We start from the raw sequence: 18,171 nt of genomic DNA, 5'->3' as shown, positions 1-18,171 counted from the left end.
ATAATATTGTAAAGCTAAAACGTTATAGTATGCATGAGATTTTTAAACGAAAAAAAGTAGTGAAATAAAAATTTAAAATATTGATTTACAAATATTTAATAAATTTTAAAGCCCAAAAAAAGTAGTGGTTTTAAAACAAAAAGTTACACTTTCAGCGAAATTAAACCTATTTTCATGACCATTTCTTCAAAATCATTTCGCGAAACTGCGGCTTTATTTCGAGCTCTGGTTCTATAGTTGTAAATTGTGCTTAAAGAGTAACGAAGAAAGGCAGCAATTTTTACGCTGTCTGTAATTCCAAGTCGGATTAAAGCAAAAATTCTAAGTTCAGTATTTAGCAATTCGCCTTGTTTCAAAACGATTTGTTCTTCTTTAATCAGCAATTCGTTAAAGTCTTTCACGAAAGTGGGATATAAATTCAGAAATATAATATCGAAGTTTTTATATAATTCTTCCAATTCATTATCGACCAAAGTCGTTGATTTTAGCATTTTATAAATTTCATCAAACTGTTTTGCCGTCGCTTTTTTGTTTAGAATAATGCGATAGTTTTCTAATTTATTGATGTAAGCCGAACAAAGATTGAAAAAATGCGCTATATATTCTTCCTTAACATGATTCGATTCTGATAATTGCGAATTACGTTCCTGCAACTGATTGTTGGTTTCGGTAATATCTTTGTTTAATTCTGCCAGTTTTTGACTTGTTTCATACAATTCTCCACGGATTTTCGAAACTTTTTTCATTTGTTTGTAAACGTAAATAACCGCTACAATCAAGAATACAGAAAGTAAACTAATGCATAAAAGGTACAATTGTAATTCTGTTTTTCTTTTGGCTTCTTTTTCTAAATAAACCGTATTGATGATCGAATACACTTCTGACATTAAAAGTGTTCGGAATTGTACATTGCAATACAACGCGTCTTCAATGGCCGATTGCGTGAGTTTATAAGCCATATCGACATCCCCAACTTCATAAAAAACCAAGGCCAGTTCCTGAAGCGATGCATTGTCTTTATTGGCATTTTTAATATCTGCAGTGGCAGAAAGTGCGTAGTATTTTTTTCTTAATTCTAATTGATGTGTTCCCTCATAAATACTTCCTAAAAGATAAGTAATCATGGCATATTGCGGATTATCTTCTTTGGTATTTTTCAATAAATCCAGTAATTGTTTTTGCGAAATGTCTATTTTTTTCTCAGACATTCGCTGCTGAATTTTATTAATCTGATAGTTTAAAGTATTTGGATCTAAAACCATTAGCAGCGAATCACGGTATTTTCGTATTTGCTCGATGTATTTTATATCGTAACTATTGGCGGCATAATGCTCAAAAAATTCGCGATACGCCACATAATAATTAGGAAGCAATGTTTTTGATAATGTTTTTTTGTTGATGCTTTTTAAAATGGCTTCAGATTCGCGGTATTTTCCCGAAGAAGAGAAAAGTGTAACCAATTGAATGTTGGCTAAATCTGAAAGCTCTTTGTTTTGAAGTTCTTCGGCAATTTTCAGGTTCTTTTTTACATAAAAAATAGCCGAATCTGAATTGAATTTTTGGTATTCTGTATATAAAGTTTTGTTGTAATTGTATTCCTGTTCCTTGCTTAAATCTGCCGATTTGATTTTTTTGAAATTTAAAATTCGCTCTTCCTTAAGCGCCACATATCGCTGTTTGTTTTTTAAAGCGTCATTTAGTTTTCTCAAAATAGTATCTGTACTATCCGATGCAAAAACAGGATTTCCTAAAAGAACGAACAAACAAAACAACAGATAATTTTTCAAACCAATTAAGATATAATGAGACTTACAAATATAAGAAAGTGCGCAAACAAAAATGAATTATTTAGTAAGTCGTAAAATTTGAATTTAGTAACAAAAAATCGAATAAAAACGTTTTATAAAAAGTCATTTTTAAATAATTCCAACTAATGTTTTCTTAATTTTGTTTTAAACTGAATTTCTACACTTTAAAACCAATATCAACATGCCACATTTTATTATTGATTGTTCAGAAAATGTAATCCGAATGAGATCTGCTGATGAAATAATGCAGGAAGTTTTTGATGCCGCTTTGTCTACGGATCTTTTTATTGCTTCTGAAATTAAGATCCGCATAAATCCATTTAGCTATTATAATAACGGAAATAGTTTAGACGATTTTATTCACGTCTTTGGATATATTATGGAAGGTCGAAATACAGATCAAAAATCAAAATTGTCAAAAGCAATTGTAACCAAATTGAATGAAATTCTTCCTGAAGTTCCGGTAATTTCAATCAATATCAAAGATTTTGAAAAAGCCAGTTATTTTAATAAAACCATGATTTAAAACCTAAAAATCACAATACAATGATATTATCAAATTAATTTCATGGTTATTTTGTCATAAAAAAAATAATTCCACTTGTTTATTCAAATCTGAATATCCAAGCGGAATTTGTAGCCTTAATCCATTTTTATCTAACCAAAAATATACTTGTAATTAAGGTTTAAGCTCTGTAAACTTAGTATCTGCTTCAAAAGCTTTTTTTACTTTTTCAACTGTAATTTCTTTTGCTACTGAAAATTCAGCTGTTTTTTTAATGTCTTCAGATGAAGCTCCTACCAAAACTTTATACGTTCCGGCTTCTGCAATCCAGGCGCTTTTATTTTCTAAAAACGAAGCCAGATCTTTTGGAGATAATGTCAATTGCAGCGTTTGGCTTTCGCCCGGTTTTAATTCTTTGGTTTTACCAAAAGCTTTTAATTCTTCTTTTGGTTTGTCTATAGATTTTGCCGGAGCCGAAAGGTAAACCTGCACTACTTCTTTACCGGAAACTTTTCCTGTGTTTTTTACTGTAACAGAAACCGTCAGTTTATCTTTAAAAGTTGGTGAACTTAATTTTACATCTGAATAATCGAATGTTGTATAAGAATTTCCAAAACCAAATTCGTAAGATGGTTTTACATTGAATGTATTGTAATAACGGTATCCAACATAAACGCCTTCTTCATAAGTTACTTCTTTTGGATTATTAGCAGGAATTCCAGGGAAATTTTTTGCCGAAGGTGTATCAGCATATTTTACAGGGAAAGTCATCGTCAATTTTCCTGATGGATTTATTTTTCCTGAAACTACATCTGCAACAGAATGTCCTCCCTCCTGACCCGGCTGCCACGCCAATAAAATAGCATCAACTTTATCTTTCCATGAAGCTGTTTCAATTACACCGCCAATATTTAAAATAACCACAACTTTTTTTCCTTTCGCATGAAAAGCTGTAGCGATTTTATTCAGCATTTCAATCTCTTCATTAGCCAAATTAAAATCATTATCGACAACTCTGTCGTTAAATTCTCCAGAGTTTCTTCCTAAAGTTACCAATGCAATTTCAGAACTTGCCGCTTTTTTAGCAATAAAATCATCAGTCAATTTCAATTCAGGAAGTCTTTCAGGCAAAGCCATAACTCCTTTTTCCTCTCTTCTTTCCTTTTCAGCAAGTACTTCTTTATCAGCATACGGTTTGTACAAATCAACTAATTCATTATCTAATTTATAACCTGCAGCATTCAAACCCTCTAAAAGAGAAACGGTGTGTTTATTGTTCACACTTCCACTTCCTGTTCCGCCTGTTATCCAGGCGTAAGAAGTAACTCCAAATACAGAAACTTCTTTTTGTTTGTCAGCAAATGGCAATGCATTATTGGTGTTTTTAAGTAAAACCATTCCTTCTGCCGCCGCATTTCTGGTTACTTCCGCATTTTTAGTCAGGTTGGGTTTATCGCTGTATTTATATTTAGCGAAAGTTGGCGTACGAAAAATATATTCTAAAATTCTTTTTGCATTTGTATTTGCTACTTCCTGAGAAAGTTTTCCTGAATTTAAGGCTTCTAATAATGCCTTTTTCTGAACTGGAATTCCAGGCATTAAAAGATCATTTCCGGCAATCATTTGTTTCACTACTTCAGAATTTGAACCGTCTCTAATACTTTCAAATCCCGGAAAACCGCCAAACCAGTCCGTCATTACAATACCCTTAAAATCCCATTCGTTTCTTAAAACTTCCGTCAGTAAATCTTTTCTGGCAGAAGTATATTCGCCGTTAAGTTTGTTGTATGAAGACATTACGGTCCACGGCTGAGATTCTTTCACCGTGATTTCAAAACCTTTTAAGTACAATTCTCTAATCGCTCTTTCAGATACATGCGCATTAATTGTTAAACGGTTGGTTTCTTCATTATTAACCGCAAAATGTTTGATCGAAGTTCCCACGCCCTGCGACTGAATTCCGTTTACAATTGCGGCGGCTGTTTTTCCTGAAATCAACGGATCTTCCGAATAATATTCGAAATTTCTTCCGTTTAAAGGATTTCTGTGGATGTTTAAAGCCGGTGCCAATAAAACGTCAACACCATATTCTTTTACCTCATTACCCATTGCTTTTCCAACTTCTTCCAAAAGTGCTTTATTCCAGGTCGAAGCCAAAGCCGTTCCAACCGGAAATGCCGTTGCATAATATGTTTTTGTATCATTATCTCTGGTTGGCTGAATTCTTAAACCTGCAGGGCCATCGGCAACAACTGTAGCTGGAATTCCGAAACGCTCAAAAGCAGCAGTTCCGCCGGCAGCTCCCGGAACCAACCCTTTTTTAGAATCTCCAATAGGACCTGTAAGTACTTCTATTCCCGGCATTCCGGTTCCGATAAGCAGTTCTGCCTTTTCTGCATTGGTCATTTCTTTGATGATCGCATCAATTCTTTGATTATTAGAAAGACGTGTATCTTCCCAAATGTCTAATTTTCCATTTCGGTTAAAGTCTTGAAATGTAAATCCTTTAATCGTTAGCAGCGGTGGATTCGTTTCATCATTTGGAAAAATGTTCCATGATAAATTAGAAAGTACTAACGCGGTTAAAAGTGATAATCGCGCTGTTTTTATAATTGTTTTTTTCATAATTGGAAATTTAGAAAGTGGTTGAAAATAGTAAAGTTGTAGTATTTTAAATTTCATTGCTTCATTATGAAGCAATATTAATTACTTTTTTTCATATCAACAAATAAAATCCCTTAAATTTTCATTTATCACAAATGGAAACCATAAAACTTAATATATTCTTAGTCGAATAAACATTTAATCAAACATTATCAGAATAAAAAAAGAGCTAAAAGGATTGATTTTAAAGGAAATTTTTGAATTTTTGCAGTATTACACGGATTTATAATTTTCAAAAAGAGTAAATTTGAAAACAAATCAATACAATGGAATTTAAGAAATTACTTGAACAACAATCTGAAGAAGCGTTTAAAAAATATATTCCGACGCTTTCTATTGACTGTGCTATTTTTAGCTTTCATGAAAATTCGCTTCATGTTTTGACTGTAAAAATGAAGGATCAGGAATTTTGGGGACTTCCCGGAGGATATGTAAAAAAAGAGGAAAACGTAGATGATGCGGCAGTTCGCATTTTAAAAGACAGAACCGGAACCGAAAATATTTATCTCCAGCAGTTTTATACTTTTGGAAACCTGCATCGCTCTGAAGATGCTTTTGCAGACTACCATGACACGATTTGGAACAAACAGCGCTTTGTTTCTATTGGATATTATGCTTTGGCTGAACATTCAAAAGTAAATTTAGTTATTGACGAATATTCTACAAATGTGCAATGGCATTCTATTGAAAATCTTCCATTGTTTATGATGGATCACAGAACCATTTTAGATAAAGCACTTTCGACACTTCGTGAACAATTAAATAATCATCCTATTGGTTATAATCTTCTTTCGGATAAGTTTACGATGCCGGAACTTCAAAAATTATATGAAGCTATTTTAGGGAAAAAATTGAACCGCGGGAATTTCTATCGCAAAATACTTCGTTATGATATTCTAACCAAATTAGACGAATCACGCAAAGGCGGCGCCCACAAAGCTCCTGATTTGTACAGTTTTGATTTGGAGAAATACAACAGTGCCCTTAAAGAAGGTTTAAAGGGAAGTTGGTAGTTTTTTTAACCATATAAGTTATATAAGTTCATTTAATTTTAAGCTGTTTTATTGCCATAGATCAATTAACAATACGAAACCTGTGGAGAAGAAAAAAAATTACCACGGAGATCACAAAGTATTTTAAATATGTTCAGTTTAGTAAAAAACACAAAGTTCACAAAGCTTTGCGGACTTAGATTGCGCAAACACAGCTTAAATCTTAATGAACTCTGCGAAAAACCTTTGTATTCTCTGCGGTAAATTTTCGCTACCAATTCACGAACTTTTTTTGATGATCATTCGTAAATTCGTGGCTAAAAAAAAAGCTTTGTCAAAGTTTTAAACTTTGACAAAGCTCAAGTTTAAAATTAGTTTGCGCATTTTATTCATTTCTGAAATGACAGACTGTAACCTACATTTAATTTCTATTTCCAAACATATAGCCCGTGGTTTCAACCACGGGAACACAATATGAGACGTAATAATATTGAATCCCCGTGGTTGAAACCACAGGCTATATTTGACAAAGCTGTTTTTTTGCCTGGAATAAAAAAAATTAAACCGCAATTGGCGCTGCCAAACAACTTTCCGGAATATCGAAAGCATTTACCAATGCAACTGCATCCGGTCGAATATCCCAACAAAGCTGATTGACTATTTTACGAACTGCTTTTGTTTTAACAGCTTCCATATAACCATCTTCAAGATACCATGCTTTGTTTTTTTCTATTTGCGAAAGCGCATATAATTGGTATAATTTTGTCAATATTTCTTTTGATTTTTCATCTTCAACCGTTTTTATGGCTTCCTGAAATTGCTCCAAAACAATTCTTTCCAAATAGGCCTGAGCTACATCGATCATTTGATGCTGCACCACATTAAACGCATCGTAAGGCTCTAAACCGCCATCGACCAATTTTTTGATACGTCTGGCTGCAGAGGCTAAAATTGTTTTTTCTCTATGGATAAATGCCTGTAAATGAAACTCTGAATCTAATAAATGTTCATCATCTGTTCTTCTGGTCGCGATTGGGTTTTTCTCAGAAATCGCCACTTTTGCATTTTCATACACATAATTGATGATTCCCAATGAGCCCATTTCTCCAAATGCTTTTCTGAATTCAGCCAAACGATTTTTGGCAACCAATTGCATCAAAACAGTATTATCACCTTCAAAAGTGGTGTAAATTTCAGTATCGTTTTTTAAATCGTCGATTCTGTTTTCGGATAAATATCCTTTTCCTCCAATAGCTTCGCGACATTCCTGCAAAATATCTCTGGTGCTCCAGGTGGAATACGATTTCATTCCGGCTGCCAAAGCTTCAATTTCCTGCATTTCGGCTTCGGTTTTATTCAGGAAACGTTTCGTAAGATATTGTAATGCAAAATGAACCGCATAGGTTTTCGCTAAATGCGGAAGTAATCTGCGTTGGTGCATTCTGTAATTCAAAATTGGAACTTCAGATCCGCCTTCGGGACCAAATTGTCGGCGTTGATCGCTGTATCGAATTGCAATTGTTAATCCGGATTTGGCTGCTGCCAAAGCTGAGCGCGGAATTCCGATTCGGCCACCAACCAAAGTGCCTAACATGGTAAAGAAACGTCTGTTATCACTCGGAATTGGGCTTTCAAATTCTCCTTTTTCGTTTACAGAAGCAAATCTGTCCAGCATATTTTCTTTTGGAATCACAACTTGATTGAAACGAATTGTTCCGTTATCAACACCATTTAATCCCATTTTATGCCCACAATCGCCAATGGTAATTCCGTTTAAGGTATTTCCGTTTGTATCACGCAACGGAACCACAAAAGCATTTACGCCATAATCGTGATCGTTAATAATTAACTTAGCAAAAACAGTAGCCATTTGTCCGTGAACGGCTGCGTTGCCAATATATTCTTTTTGCGCTTTTTCATGCGGTGTATGAATCGTAAACGTTTGATCGTTATGATTGTACGTTGCCGTGGTTTCTAATCCTTTTACGTTTGAGCCGTGATGTGTCTCTGTCATCGCAAAACAGCCCGGAATTTTTAGCGAACCAATATCCTTTAAATATTTAGCATAATGTTTTTCAGTTCCTAAAGATTGTACACTCATTCCCCACAATCCAAACTGAACGCCGAATTTAATTACCAAACTTAAATCATGATAACTTAAAGTTTCCATGATCGCAAAATAATCTGCTATGTTTTCTCCTCCTCCATATCGCTTTGGATATGCCATATTTCCGAGATTTTCTTCGGCTAAAATTTTACACCAGTTGTAAACGGTTTGACGATAAACATTGATATCTGTTGAAGTTTCATACGCAAATTCAGGTCTTGAAATTACTGATTTTACCTTTTTTATAATCGCAGCTTCTTTTCCGTCTAAAAGGGCTGTTATTTTTTGAATATCAAAATTATTCGTAGTCTGAGAATTGGCTGTAAATGATCCTTCTTTGGTTTTAAAGTTCTGAATTACTTCTTCGCCTAAAACTCCTAAATCATTTTCGAGTTTTAAAAATTCCGGTCTTAAATTCGAAATATCTATGTCTTTTTCTGAAAGTGCTTCGGCAATATCAAAAACCGATTTTATGGATGATTTATCTTTTATACTTTTTTCAATATCCAATTTCCATTGTGTGAGTTCATTTCGCGTAGGCGGATTTGAAATATCAACTTTAGAAAGAAGCTGTTGTTTTTCTTCCGGCGAAAGCCATGTTAAATCATTTATAAATGTTTGAATGGTGGCAAACTCTTTTTGTGTTAAAAGATCGTCTGACCACACTAAATAAAATAACGGAATGAAGGCTTGCAATTTGGTATTTTTCATAAAATTTGAATCTGGTTATTTTGTTTTTTTGCCACGAATTACACTAATTTTCGCTAATTTTTTTAAATTTTAATTCGTGAATATTTGTGTAATTCGTGGCAACTTTTTTCACGCATTATCGCATAAAAAAACAGAAATGAAAAATACTCATTCCTGTTTAAATATCCTGTTAAGATTCTGGTAATTTTATGAATTACATCTTCAAAAATAATCGCCACGAATTCACGAATTATTATAAACTAAATTCGTGAATTCGTGGCGGAAAAATTTATTGACCTTAAATTTCTTCTCAATTTAATTTAAAAAATTAGCCACAGCTTCACGAATGTTCATCAAATTCATTTTATGGAATTTGACTATGTCAATTTGGAGTTTTCAGGTTCGTGAAAGTTGTGGCAAAAAGTTTAAGCGTTTTTTGAAGCTGGTGTATATCTTTGTTTTAGTGCAAAAAGATGATGCGAGTTAAACACTAAAACGGCTATAAAAATAATACTGTAAGCTGTTATTTGTAAAATGGTTATGTTTTCATGATAGACAAAAGTGGCTAACCCAAAAGCGATCATTGGGTTTATGTTTAACAACATGCCAACTGTTGATGAATTAATGCCGGAAAGCGCATATAAATTCAGGAACAACGGGAAAATCGTAAACAAAATGGCAATGGTTTCAATACAGAAATAAAACTTAAATTCTGTTGGAACCGGACCGCTGTATGCCGGATAAAAAGGCAATAAAATCAAGGCTGCCAATGTGATATGAAAGGTTAAAATAATAAACTTATCAAAACCTTTATTGACACGCTGACTTACTAAATAACAAGCGTATGTAAAACCTATTATGATACTGAAAAACATATCCATAATATCAGCATAAGACAATAATAAACAACCTGAAATACTTAATCCGACAGAAATCCATTGGGTTTTGCTTAGTTTTTCGTGCAACAGAAAATACGCCAATAAAGTGGTTAAAATTGGACAAACCAAATAGGCTAATGATGTTGCTTTTACGCTAACGTGATTCATTACATAAATGAATGTGAACCAGTTTAACATCAGGAAAACGCTTCCGCCAATGTTTAATAAAAGTGCTTTTCGTTTTTCTGATTTTGGTAATGCTTTGAAGGTTTCGATTGTTTCTTTTACTTTTTTTCGTTTGAAAGCAAAAGAAATCAATAACATTAAAATACTACAGCTAAAAACACGAAAGAACAGAATATCCAAAGAGGCATATTCGTGAATTGGTTTTAGCACAAGGCTAAAAAATCCCCAAATGGTGTACGCCGTTATGGCTGCGATGTAGTATTTTGTTGTTTTCACGGATTATTGTTTTTTGGTTTGATTTTGTGATGAAACAAATTTCTTAAAAATAAATAAGCAATACAGATACAGTTTTTGTAAATTGCACCATAACAGTTTTTTTTATGAGAAATTCTAATTACTTGTATCTGCAGTTTGCCGACCGAATTGAAAAGCAAATAAAATCGGGGGTTTTATGTGTTGGCGATAAACTGCCTTCGATTCGTGAAGTAGTAGCCGAAACCGGTTACAGCATGAGTACGGTAAGCAAGGCGTATTATGAAGTTGAGAGCCGATCTTTGATTGAGTCCAGACCACAATCCGGTTATTATGTGAGTAATACATCTGCGAGAATTATTACGGAACCTTCACCGAGCAGTCCGGTTTTGAAATGCCTGAACATTGATCGCGAGGACTTAATAGATCAGGTTTACCGCAATATGACAGATAAAAGTATTACGATGCTTTCTTTGGGTTTTCCGTCGAATGAGCTTTTACCAATTGCGAAATTGAACAAGGGAATTATTCAGGCTACGCGTCAGCTCGCAAATAGCGGGACGAGTTATGAGGAAGTACAGGGAAATCTAAATTTGAGAAGGGAAATTGCGCGCTGGTCATTTACGTGGGGAGGCTCGCTGACAGAAAATGATATTATTACAATGCCAGGCTGTACAAGTGCCATATCGCATTGTTTAATGACTTTAACAAAACCCGGCGATACTATTATTACAGAAAGTCCTGCCTATTTCGGGATTTTGCAATTGGCTAAATCACTCGGTTTGTATATTATGGAATTGCCTACAAACATGACAACTGGGATTGAACTGGATGCTTTAAAAAAGGCACTTGCTACAAAAAAAGTAAAGCTTTGTTTGCTGATGAGTAATTTTAGCAATCCGTCTGGTAGTATGATGCCTATTGAACATAAAAAAGAAGTGGTTAAGCTAATGGAATTCTATGATATTCCGTTGATTGAAGATGATATTCACGGCGATTTGTACTTTGGCTCCAGCCGACCAACGAATTGCAAAACCTATGATGAAAGCGGGATTGTGCTTTGCTGTAGTTCGGTTTCTAAAACTTTGGCGCCGGGTTATCGTGTGGGCTGGGTTTCGCCGGGGAAATTCAAAAAGCAGATTCTGCGAAATAAAATTTATCATACGCTCTCTTCGCCTACTATTACGCACGAAGTTGTGGGCGATTTTTTGAAAAACGGACGTTATGAAAATCACCTTCGTAAAATACGCCAAATTTTACATCAAAATTGCAATAATTATATTAATACGGTTCTGGAATCTTTTCCGGAAGGGACAAAAGTGAGTCAGCCTCAGGGCGGTTTTTTTCTTTGGATTGAATTGGATAAAAGCATCGATACGGCGGCTTTTTATCATTTGGCCATGAAACATAATATCAGTTTTGCACCGGGAAGAATTTTCTCTTTTCAGGATCAGTTTTCGAATTGTATGCGTTTGAGTTTTGGTTTGCCGTGGACAAATGAATTGCGACACTCTATACAGACTTTGGGGAAATTGCTTAAAACTTAAAACTTTTTTTGCTAATAGAGATAAACCCGACAGGTTTTAAAAACCTGTCGGGTTTGATGTGTGTTGAGTTTGTCATTTCGAAACTCAACAAGAATATTTCTTATGAAAACGAGTGCCCTAGCCCCGATAGTAGTGGAAATCCTTTTATTTTTTTTCTTTAAAAAAATAAAAGATTGAAACGGATAGCGGGATTAGCTCCTAAAAATTTAAATTCCAATTTTGAAATTCCAAATCCAAATTAAACTTCAAATATTAAATTCCAAATTCCAATTCTAAAAATAAAAAAACCAGACAACACAAAAGCGTTGTCTGGTTTACAATTAAATAGACTAATATAATTAAAGAACAAAGTACTCGTTTCCGGTAAGTTTTGCAGGTTCTGGTTTAAGATCAAATTCTTTAATGATATCAAACTCAACCTGAAACTCATTTAGCATTTGCATTAAATTCTTTTCAATTGCCTGAGAAATGGCCGTTACTGGCGTATCTGTTGGTCTGTTTTCGAAAGGATCCTGCAAGTGAATTGCCATTTTTTCGATCAAAAAGAAAGTTCCTGCAATAATTGTAATTAATGGTATTGCGAACCAGCTTAATAAATCAATTAATCCGAAAGGCAATAAAATAATAAACAAACACAATGTCATTCTGATATACATACTATATGTGGTTGGGAAAATCGTGTTTTTAATTCTTTCACATTTACCCATCGCGTCACATAATCTTGTTAGTGTATTGTCAATTTCTACTTGCTGATAAGTGTTGAAACGCTTATCTTTTCTGGCATTTCTTAAATCTCTGGCATGCAGTAACAAGATCGCGTTTGGAACGTTTTGATGATTTTTTACAAAACTTAACTCTTCTTCACTTATCAAATTTTTGATGGGCTTTATGGCATCTTTATTTCGCAAAGCCTGTCCTAAACTATAACACCAGGCTATTTGTCTTTTAGTAAAATTTTCCTTGAAATCGTTGGCTTCAACAGAAAAATCAGGGTCTTTATAAAACGTTAATACTTGTCTAATCAATGTTCTGGATTCATTTACGATTGATCCCCAGATAATTCTTGCTTCCCACCATCTGTCATACGCCTGATTTGATTTGAAGGCCAATAATAAGGATATAATTGTACCAACCATCGTTGGTATTGCGATCGGAATATCTACAGAAATATTGATGAAATAGTGGTGAAAAACTTCAAATAATATGGTATAAGCCACTACAAGACCTAATTCCACTTTAATTTTTCCGAGAACGTACCTCATTGGAATTCTTTTCTTTAATAACATATTTTTTAGTTTTAAATTAAACTTATTTTATTGAAAAAGCTGCTATTAAGCTAGCTCTTCGTATAGCGATAAAACAGGAAGCCCTAATTTATCTGTGCTACTTTCTTTTTTCGTTTTTTTGAATTTGATTTTTTCGCCTTTACGGGTTTCTACCAGTAAATCTATATCGTATTTTGAAATGGCTTCAGACAAATAAGGCGCAAATTGTTCGTAGTTATCATCAAAATTGGCCGTTTGGCTTACAATTTCATAAGAGAAATTTTTGCTTAAAAACTGCTGAACATCTTTTACATGCATGTTTGCTTTTGCATTTTCGATGTAAAGTGCTTTATTGAAATCATTTTTAAGGGATTCTGCTCCTAAATGTAAAATTGGGCATTTTTGATTCCCTGCTAATTTTACTGCATATTGATGAATACGTTTTGTTTCTTGCTTATAAGAATGTGTCAGAATAACCAGTTTTATATCAAAAGCATCGATAATTCCTTTAAAAATAGGTGCCGAAAGTCCGTATTGGTTGTGCACTTTTATTTTGCAATTATCTGTGTGTGAGATAATGTAACGGCACGTTTCAAGAACTTCTTCCTGGCTTGTGGTTAGGCTTGTTTTCATTTCACGTAAAAATTGTGAAGATGAAAAAGTATCCGGAGTATCAGAAACCATCATTAATATAATCTCACAATTGGTGTTTTTTGCCTGATTAACTGCTGATTTTACAGCGCTGATAGTGTCTTGTTCTAATGTGGTAGGTATAAGGAAATTTTTCATATGTATAATCGTTTAGTTTATACATACAAAATAACATCGTGCAGATTAGAAGGGTCTTAATCTAAAATTAGAATTTCCTAAGATTCAACATTAGAATTTTTAATGTTGGTTTTCTTGATGTTTTTTTTGATATTTTTCTTAAAAGTAATGGTTACGATTGTCCCTTTGTTTTGTTCGGATTGTACCTGAATTTCGCCATCGTGCATTCGGATAATTTTGGATGCCAAAGGAAGTCCTAAACCGTAGCCAATATATTTGGCAGCAATTTTTCCTCTAAAGAAAGGTTCGTATAAGTGCGGAATATCTTCTGGCGGAATTCCGATTCCGATATCGTTAATCGAAATTTTAATCCATTCATTATTAGCCGAAAGTGTAACAAAAACTTCATTATTATCGGAATATTTTACACCGTTTGTAATAATATTATTGATTGCCAGTTCTAAAAGCGGTTTATTGCACGGAATTAAAAGTAAATTAGAATCTGTTGGAACAAAATTCAGTTTGATACTCACACGGTTATCCGGATAAATTTTATCCAAATCTGATTTTACATCCATTAACAGTTCATCGATTCTGGCGATATCCAAAACCTGTTTTTTGCCATCGTAACCTGTTTGAGTAAGTTTTAATAAACTTTCGGTTAGATTTCCTAATCTTGAAGCCTGGCTGTAAATATTTTGTAATGATTCGATATATTCTGAAACTTCTCTTTCTTTCAAAAGCATAATTTCAGACTCGGCAATAATTGTTGTAATTGGCGTTTTTAATTCGTGAGAAGCATTATTAATGAAGTTTGCCTGAATTTCGAAAGAAGTTTCCAATCTGTCCAGCATATCATTAAAAGTATGGGTAAGATCTGAAATTTCATCAGAGTTCTTCACTTCAGGCAGCCTGTTATGCAAATTTGAAGCACTAATTCTATTTACCTCTCTTGTAATTCTCGCCACAGGATTAATCACGCGTTTGGCCAGAAGACGCCCTAAAAAGAAGGCTAGAATTATAAAAGCAAAACCGCCAAAAACCAATATTTTTATAATGTAAACAGTTGTAGTTTTTCCGCGTCGGTCTCTGGCGCCCACTATTACAATATATCTCTGATTGTTTTCGGTGAAAACCTGACCTAAATAATACTTACTGTTTATTTCAAAATAGTCTTTTCCAGTTTCGAGAATAGTAGAATAAAATGAATTGGGTAAATTTAATTTTGTATTATAATCAAAACTATTGGCGCTGTTAATTTTAAGAACATATTCTTCTTCTTCAATAAGTTCTTCCAGTCCGTTTTTTTTAAGATTACTGTAGTATTTTATTTTTTCGGGATCGTCCTGAAAATGAATTGAAGCTACGATTTTTGCCCTGTCTTCTAATCTTTTTAAAAAATGATATCTGTTGTTTTCACGAAATAACACAAAAACTACAACACACAGTAACAGTGTACTAAATGTAGAAAGTGCAACATAAGTAAAAGTAATTTTTTTTCTTATATCCATTTTTATTCTTGTATAACGTAACCTAAACCTTTCATGGTATGAATAAGTTTGGTTGTAAAAGGTTTGTCTATTTTTTTTCTTAAATAATTGATATAAACATCCACAACATTGGTGTTCATATCAAAATTAATGTCCCAGACATTGTCTAAAATCTGGTCTCTGGATACAATTCTGCCTGTATTTTTGGCTAAATAATACAGTAGTTTAAACTCTTTGGCGGTTAAAACAATTGGTTCTCCTTCGCGTTTTACCGTTTTTGCCTGACTGTTTATTTCTAAATCGCCAATTATTATGGTATCTACTTTTTCAGTTTCCTGATTGGCCCTACGGTTTAAGGCGTTTACCCTTGCATCGAGTTCGCCAAACTTAAAGGGTTTTACTAAATAATCATCGGCTCCGGCATTGAGTCCGGTTACAATATTTTCTGAAGTTCCAAGGGCTGTTAAAAGCAAAACAGGTACAAAATTCTTGTCTGCACGCAATCTTCTGCAAATTTCAATTCCGTTAATGTCAGGTAACATTACATCTAAAATTACCACATCAAAAGTATAGTTTTGAATCATTTCTAAAGCCGTTTTACCATCAAGAGCCACGCTGACATCATTGTTGTTTTCAGCGAAACCTTTGCGTAAAATGGAGAGTAGATTTGGTTCGTCTTCGACTATAAGTAGTTTCATTGATAGAGGTATTATTAACAAAAATAGCAATTGAGTTTAAAATATAAATCACAATAATTTAGAATTATGAATTTATTGTGAAGAAATCAGTTTTCAGGTCATAAAAATGAACTTCTCATTATTAAAGTTAGTAAAATCAATGAGTAATCTTGTTTCCCGACTTTAATAAATTTAATTAAACACATAGAAACATAGATTTTCCTTTGCTTATAATTAGTAAAAGAAACTAGTTTCTCACACATAGTCAAACTGAATGGTTTTGAAATAATCTTTTTTAAAATGTTTCTCCCGCATTCAGATAAAAGCCTTTTGACTGGTTTCCCCAGGCGTAATCTACAATTAGATTTGTTCTGGTGCTTTTATCAATTAAAATTCGTAATCCAATACCAGCTGCAGGTTGAATTGAGCTAAAGAGTTTTGTATTGGTATCCGGATTACTTGTAGTTACGAAGTTGGTAAATACAGTTCCGCTAAACATTTGATTGCAGGTTATTGGAAATCTAAATTCTGTGGCAAGATAAACTAAATTTGTTCCTCTAAACAATCCCTGCGTATAGCCTTCTCCACTTCTGCTGCGCTGATCCCAGCCAATTGCAGGTAAATTTAAATAAGGCAATTTTCCTCTGGTTACAAATTGTCCGTAAGTCCAAATGGCCAAAATATAGCGTTCGTTTTTCTGCGAAAGCGGAATAAAATTACGGTATTCGGTATACAAAACATTACTATATCGCTGGTTATCAAAAAACACTGGATTAAACTGATAATTAATATTAGCAAACCAGCCACGAGTTGAATTAACCTGATTATCTCTTGAATCATATACCAAATTTAAACTCACGCCAGTCAAAAAATATTCTGAGCTATCAAAACCATACTTTTGGTTATAATTGTAGTGATACGTAAATTTCTCGTTTGCAATATCTAATTCTTTATCTAAAATTTTAGAATACCAATCGATATTGATGCCTCCTCCAACGTAAAAATTCTTCTTTACTTCGAATGAGGCAGTCTGATGAAACTTAAAATAATTATAATCCATTGGCTGTGCCAGAGAATCAAGACTGAATCCTGGAGTATGATTACGCTTTCGCGGAATAATATTTGTTCCTAATCCGTAATTGGGCTGTGAAAAAAGATATATTCGATAATCTCCGCTTAAAAAAATTCGGTTATTTTTTAATAAAATATTATTCTTGACATTTATAAGCCATTGATTTTTAACGGTATAGGTGATACCGAGATTCGCTATTGAATATTTATCTGCTTTTTGTTTTCCTTTGAAAGTATACTGAGCCACACCACCAAAAAAAAAGCCTGTTGCAGGTTGCGTACCGATTGCCGGAATAATTAAAAAGAAACTGTTTTTTACGGGTTTAACAACATATACCGAATCTCTTTTTTTAAAGATTTCTAATATTGTTTTTGGCGGGCAAAGTTCTTTACTAATGGAATCGTTTTGAGCAAATAAGGTAAAAGAAATGAAAAATAACAATCCGAAGATTTTATATTTTTTCTGAAAGAGATTATTTTTTAAAAATTTTACCATTTGAAAGCTTTAATTTTTTGGAATAATAATTAACCTTACTGTAAATATAAGTCTTATTTTCAATATCTTACACCAATATACTTACAAATTAAATCGATGTTTTAAGTTAACATTATAGAAGAGAAGTATTAAAAGAGATCGATTATCTGATTTAATTATTATAATTTCGCTTTAAAATAATCAGCAAGCCAGCATTGAAAAAAGAATCAGAATATTTCCTTGATAAAGAATATAATACCATTACTTATGGTAGAGACGATCTTAATTTTAAGGATTTTGAATGCTGTATTTTTAATAATTGTAATTTTTCTGCCTGTACTTTTCTCGCAGTTACTTTTATTGACTGTGTTTTTAATGAATGTGTTTTTAATGAAGCCAAAATTAATTATGTAGCTTTTAGAACAGCCACTTTTAATCGCTGTGAAATTAAGGAAGTGAATTTTGCGATGTGTGATAAACTTATTTTCGAAGTTCATTTTTATGATTGCATTCTGGATTTTTCGAAGTTTTATACTTTAAAAATTAAGGGAACAACGTTTACCAATTGCAGTTTAATCGCCGTCGATTTTATGGCAACGGATCTTACAAGTGTTTTGTTCGAGAATTGTGATTTATACCGATCAGAATTCGATAAAGCCATCGCCAACAAAGCCGATTTTAAAACGAGTTTTAATTACACTATTGATCCTTCAAAAACTAAATTGAAGAAAGCTGTTTTTTCTTTGAAAGACGTGAAAGGATTGCTGTTTAAACATGATGTTGTGGTGAGTTAAGA

13 protein-coding genes are annotated in these 18,171 nt (G+C 33.3%); 4 read left to right on the top strand and 9 right to left on the bottom strand.

Annotated elements, in window-relative coordinates:
- Nucleotides 1-143: 143 nt before the first annotated feature.
- Nucleotides 144-1,787 (bottom strand): SusR family glycan utilization regulator, encoded by a 1,644-nt coding sequence (gene susR, locus AC4FQ3_RS00585; protein ID WP_491180466.1) that lies wholly within the window; start codon nucleotides 1,785-1,787, stop codon nucleotides 144-146.
- A 202-nt stretch (nucleotides 1,788-1,989) separates the two neighbouring features.
- Here susR and AC4FQ3_RS00580 point away from each other — a divergent pair, with 202 nt between their 5' ends.
- Nucleotides 1,990-2,334 (top strand): 5-carboxymethyl-2-hydroxymuconate Delta-isomerase, encoded by a 345-nt coding sequence (locus AC4FQ3_RS00580; protein WP_491180465.1) that lies wholly within the window; start codon nucleotides 1,990-1,992, stop codon nucleotides 2,332-2,334.
- A gap of 153 nt (nucleotides 2,335-2,487) precedes the next feature.
- Here AC4FQ3_RS00580 and AC4FQ3_RS00575 read toward each other — a convergent pair whose 3' ends face one another.
- On the bottom strand, nucleotides 2,488-4,938 hold the full coding sequence (locus tag AC4FQ3_RS00575; protein WP_491180464.1) for a beta-glucosidase: 2,451 nt from the start codon (nucleotides 4,936-4,938) through the stop codon (nucleotides 2,488-2,490).
- Nucleotides 4,939-5,243: 305 nt separating this feature from the next.
- On the opposite strand from AC4FQ3_RS00575, the gene AC4FQ3_RS00570 reads away from it, so the two are divergent.
- Nucleotides 5,244-5,990, top strand: coding sequence for an NUDIX hydrolase (locus AC4FQ3_RS00570; RefSeq protein WP_463461450.1), 747 nt, complete (start codon nucleotides 5,244-5,246; stop codon nucleotides 5,988-5,990).
- A gap of 538 nt (nucleotides 5,991-6,528) precedes the next feature.
- Here AC4FQ3_RS00570 and AC4FQ3_RS00565 read toward each other — a convergent pair.
- Nucleotides 6,529-8,787 (bottom strand): acyl-CoA dehydrogenase family protein, encoded by a 2,259-nt coding sequence (locus AC4FQ3_RS00565; protein ID WP_491180463.1) that lies wholly within the window; start codon nucleotides 8,785-8,787, stop codon nucleotides 6,529-6,531.
- Nucleotides 8,788-9,191: 404 nt separating this feature from the next.
- Nucleotides 9,192-10,106, bottom strand: coding sequence for an EamA family transporter (locus AC4FQ3_RS00560; RefSeq protein WP_491180462.1), 915 nt, complete (start codon nucleotides 10,104-10,106; stop codon nucleotides 9,192-9,194).
- A 104-nt stretch (nucleotides 10,107-10,210) separates the two neighbouring features.
- On the opposite strand from AC4FQ3_RS00560, the gene AC4FQ3_RS00555 reads away from it, so the two are divergent.
- The gene (locus tag AC4FQ3_RS00555) at nucleotides 10,211-11,629 is read left to right on the top strand and encodes an aminotransferase-like domain-containing protein (protein ID WP_491180461.1); all 1,419 of its coding nucleotides are present in this window, start codon (nucleotides 10,211-10,213) and stop codon (nucleotides 11,627-11,629) included.
- Nucleotides 11,630-11,967: 338 nt separating this feature from the next.
- Here the strand turns inward: AC4FQ3_RS00555 and AC4FQ3_RS00550 are convergent, their stop codons facing one another.
- The 5 genes from AC4FQ3_RS00550 to AC4FQ3_RS00530 all read right to left on the bottom strand — a co-directional run bounded on the left by AC4FQ3_RS00550 (nucleotide 11,968) and on the right by AC4FQ3_RS00530 (nucleotide 17,396).
- Nucleotides 11,968-12,915 carry a bestrophin family protein gene (locus tag AC4FQ3_RS00550; RefSeq protein ID WP_042564414.1) on the bottom strand — a complete coding sequence of 316 codons (948 nt, stop codon included), beginning with the start codon at nucleotides 12,913-12,915 and terminating at the stop codon, nucleotides 11,968-11,970.
- Between the two features lie 45 nt (nucleotides 12,916-12,960).
- Nucleotides 12,961-13,683, bottom strand: coding sequence for an adenine nucleotide alpha hydrolase family protein (locus AC4FQ3_RS00545; protein ID WP_491180460.1), 723 nt, complete (start codon nucleotides 13,681-13,683; stop codon nucleotides 12,961-12,963).
- A 77-nt stretch (nucleotides 13,684-13,760) separates the two neighbouring features.
- The gene (locus tag AC4FQ3_RS00540; RefSeq protein ID WP_491180459.1) at nucleotides 13,761-15,173 is read right to left on the bottom strand and encodes a HAMP domain-containing sensor histidine kinase; all 1,413 of its coding nucleotides are present in this window, start codon (nucleotides 15,171-15,173) and stop codon (nucleotides 13,761-13,763) included.
- 2 nt (nucleotides 15,174-15,175) lie between these two features.
- Nucleotides 15,176-15,850, bottom strand: coding sequence for a response regulator transcription factor (locus AC4FQ3_RS00535; protein WP_491180458.1), 675 nt, complete (start codon nucleotides 15,848-15,850; stop codon nucleotides 15,176-15,178).
- Between the two features lie 274 nt (nucleotides 15,851-16,124).
- Complete coding sequence (locus tag AC4FQ3_RS00530) at nucleotides 16,125-17,396, bottom strand: BamA/TamA family outer membrane protein (RefSeq protein ID WP_491180457.1); 1,272 nt, start codon at nucleotides 17,394-17,396, stop codon at nucleotides 16,125-16,127.
- A 194-nt stretch (nucleotides 17,397-17,590) separates the two neighbouring features.
- On the opposite strand from AC4FQ3_RS00530, the gene AC4FQ3_RS00525 reads away from it, so the two are divergent.
- Nucleotides 17,591-18,169: a pentapeptide repeat-containing protein gene (locus tag AC4FQ3_RS00525; RefSeq protein WP_491180456.1), complete on the top strand. Its 579-nt coding sequence runs from the start codon at nucleotides 17,591-17,593 to the stop codon at nucleotides 18,167-18,169.
- The last annotated feature ends 2 nt before the right edge of the window (nucleotides 18,170-18,171 follow it).

This window comes from Flavobacterium sp. AK-345 (genome assembly GCF_058310175.1).
This window is presented reverse-complemented; position numbering and strand designations above follow the sequence as displayed.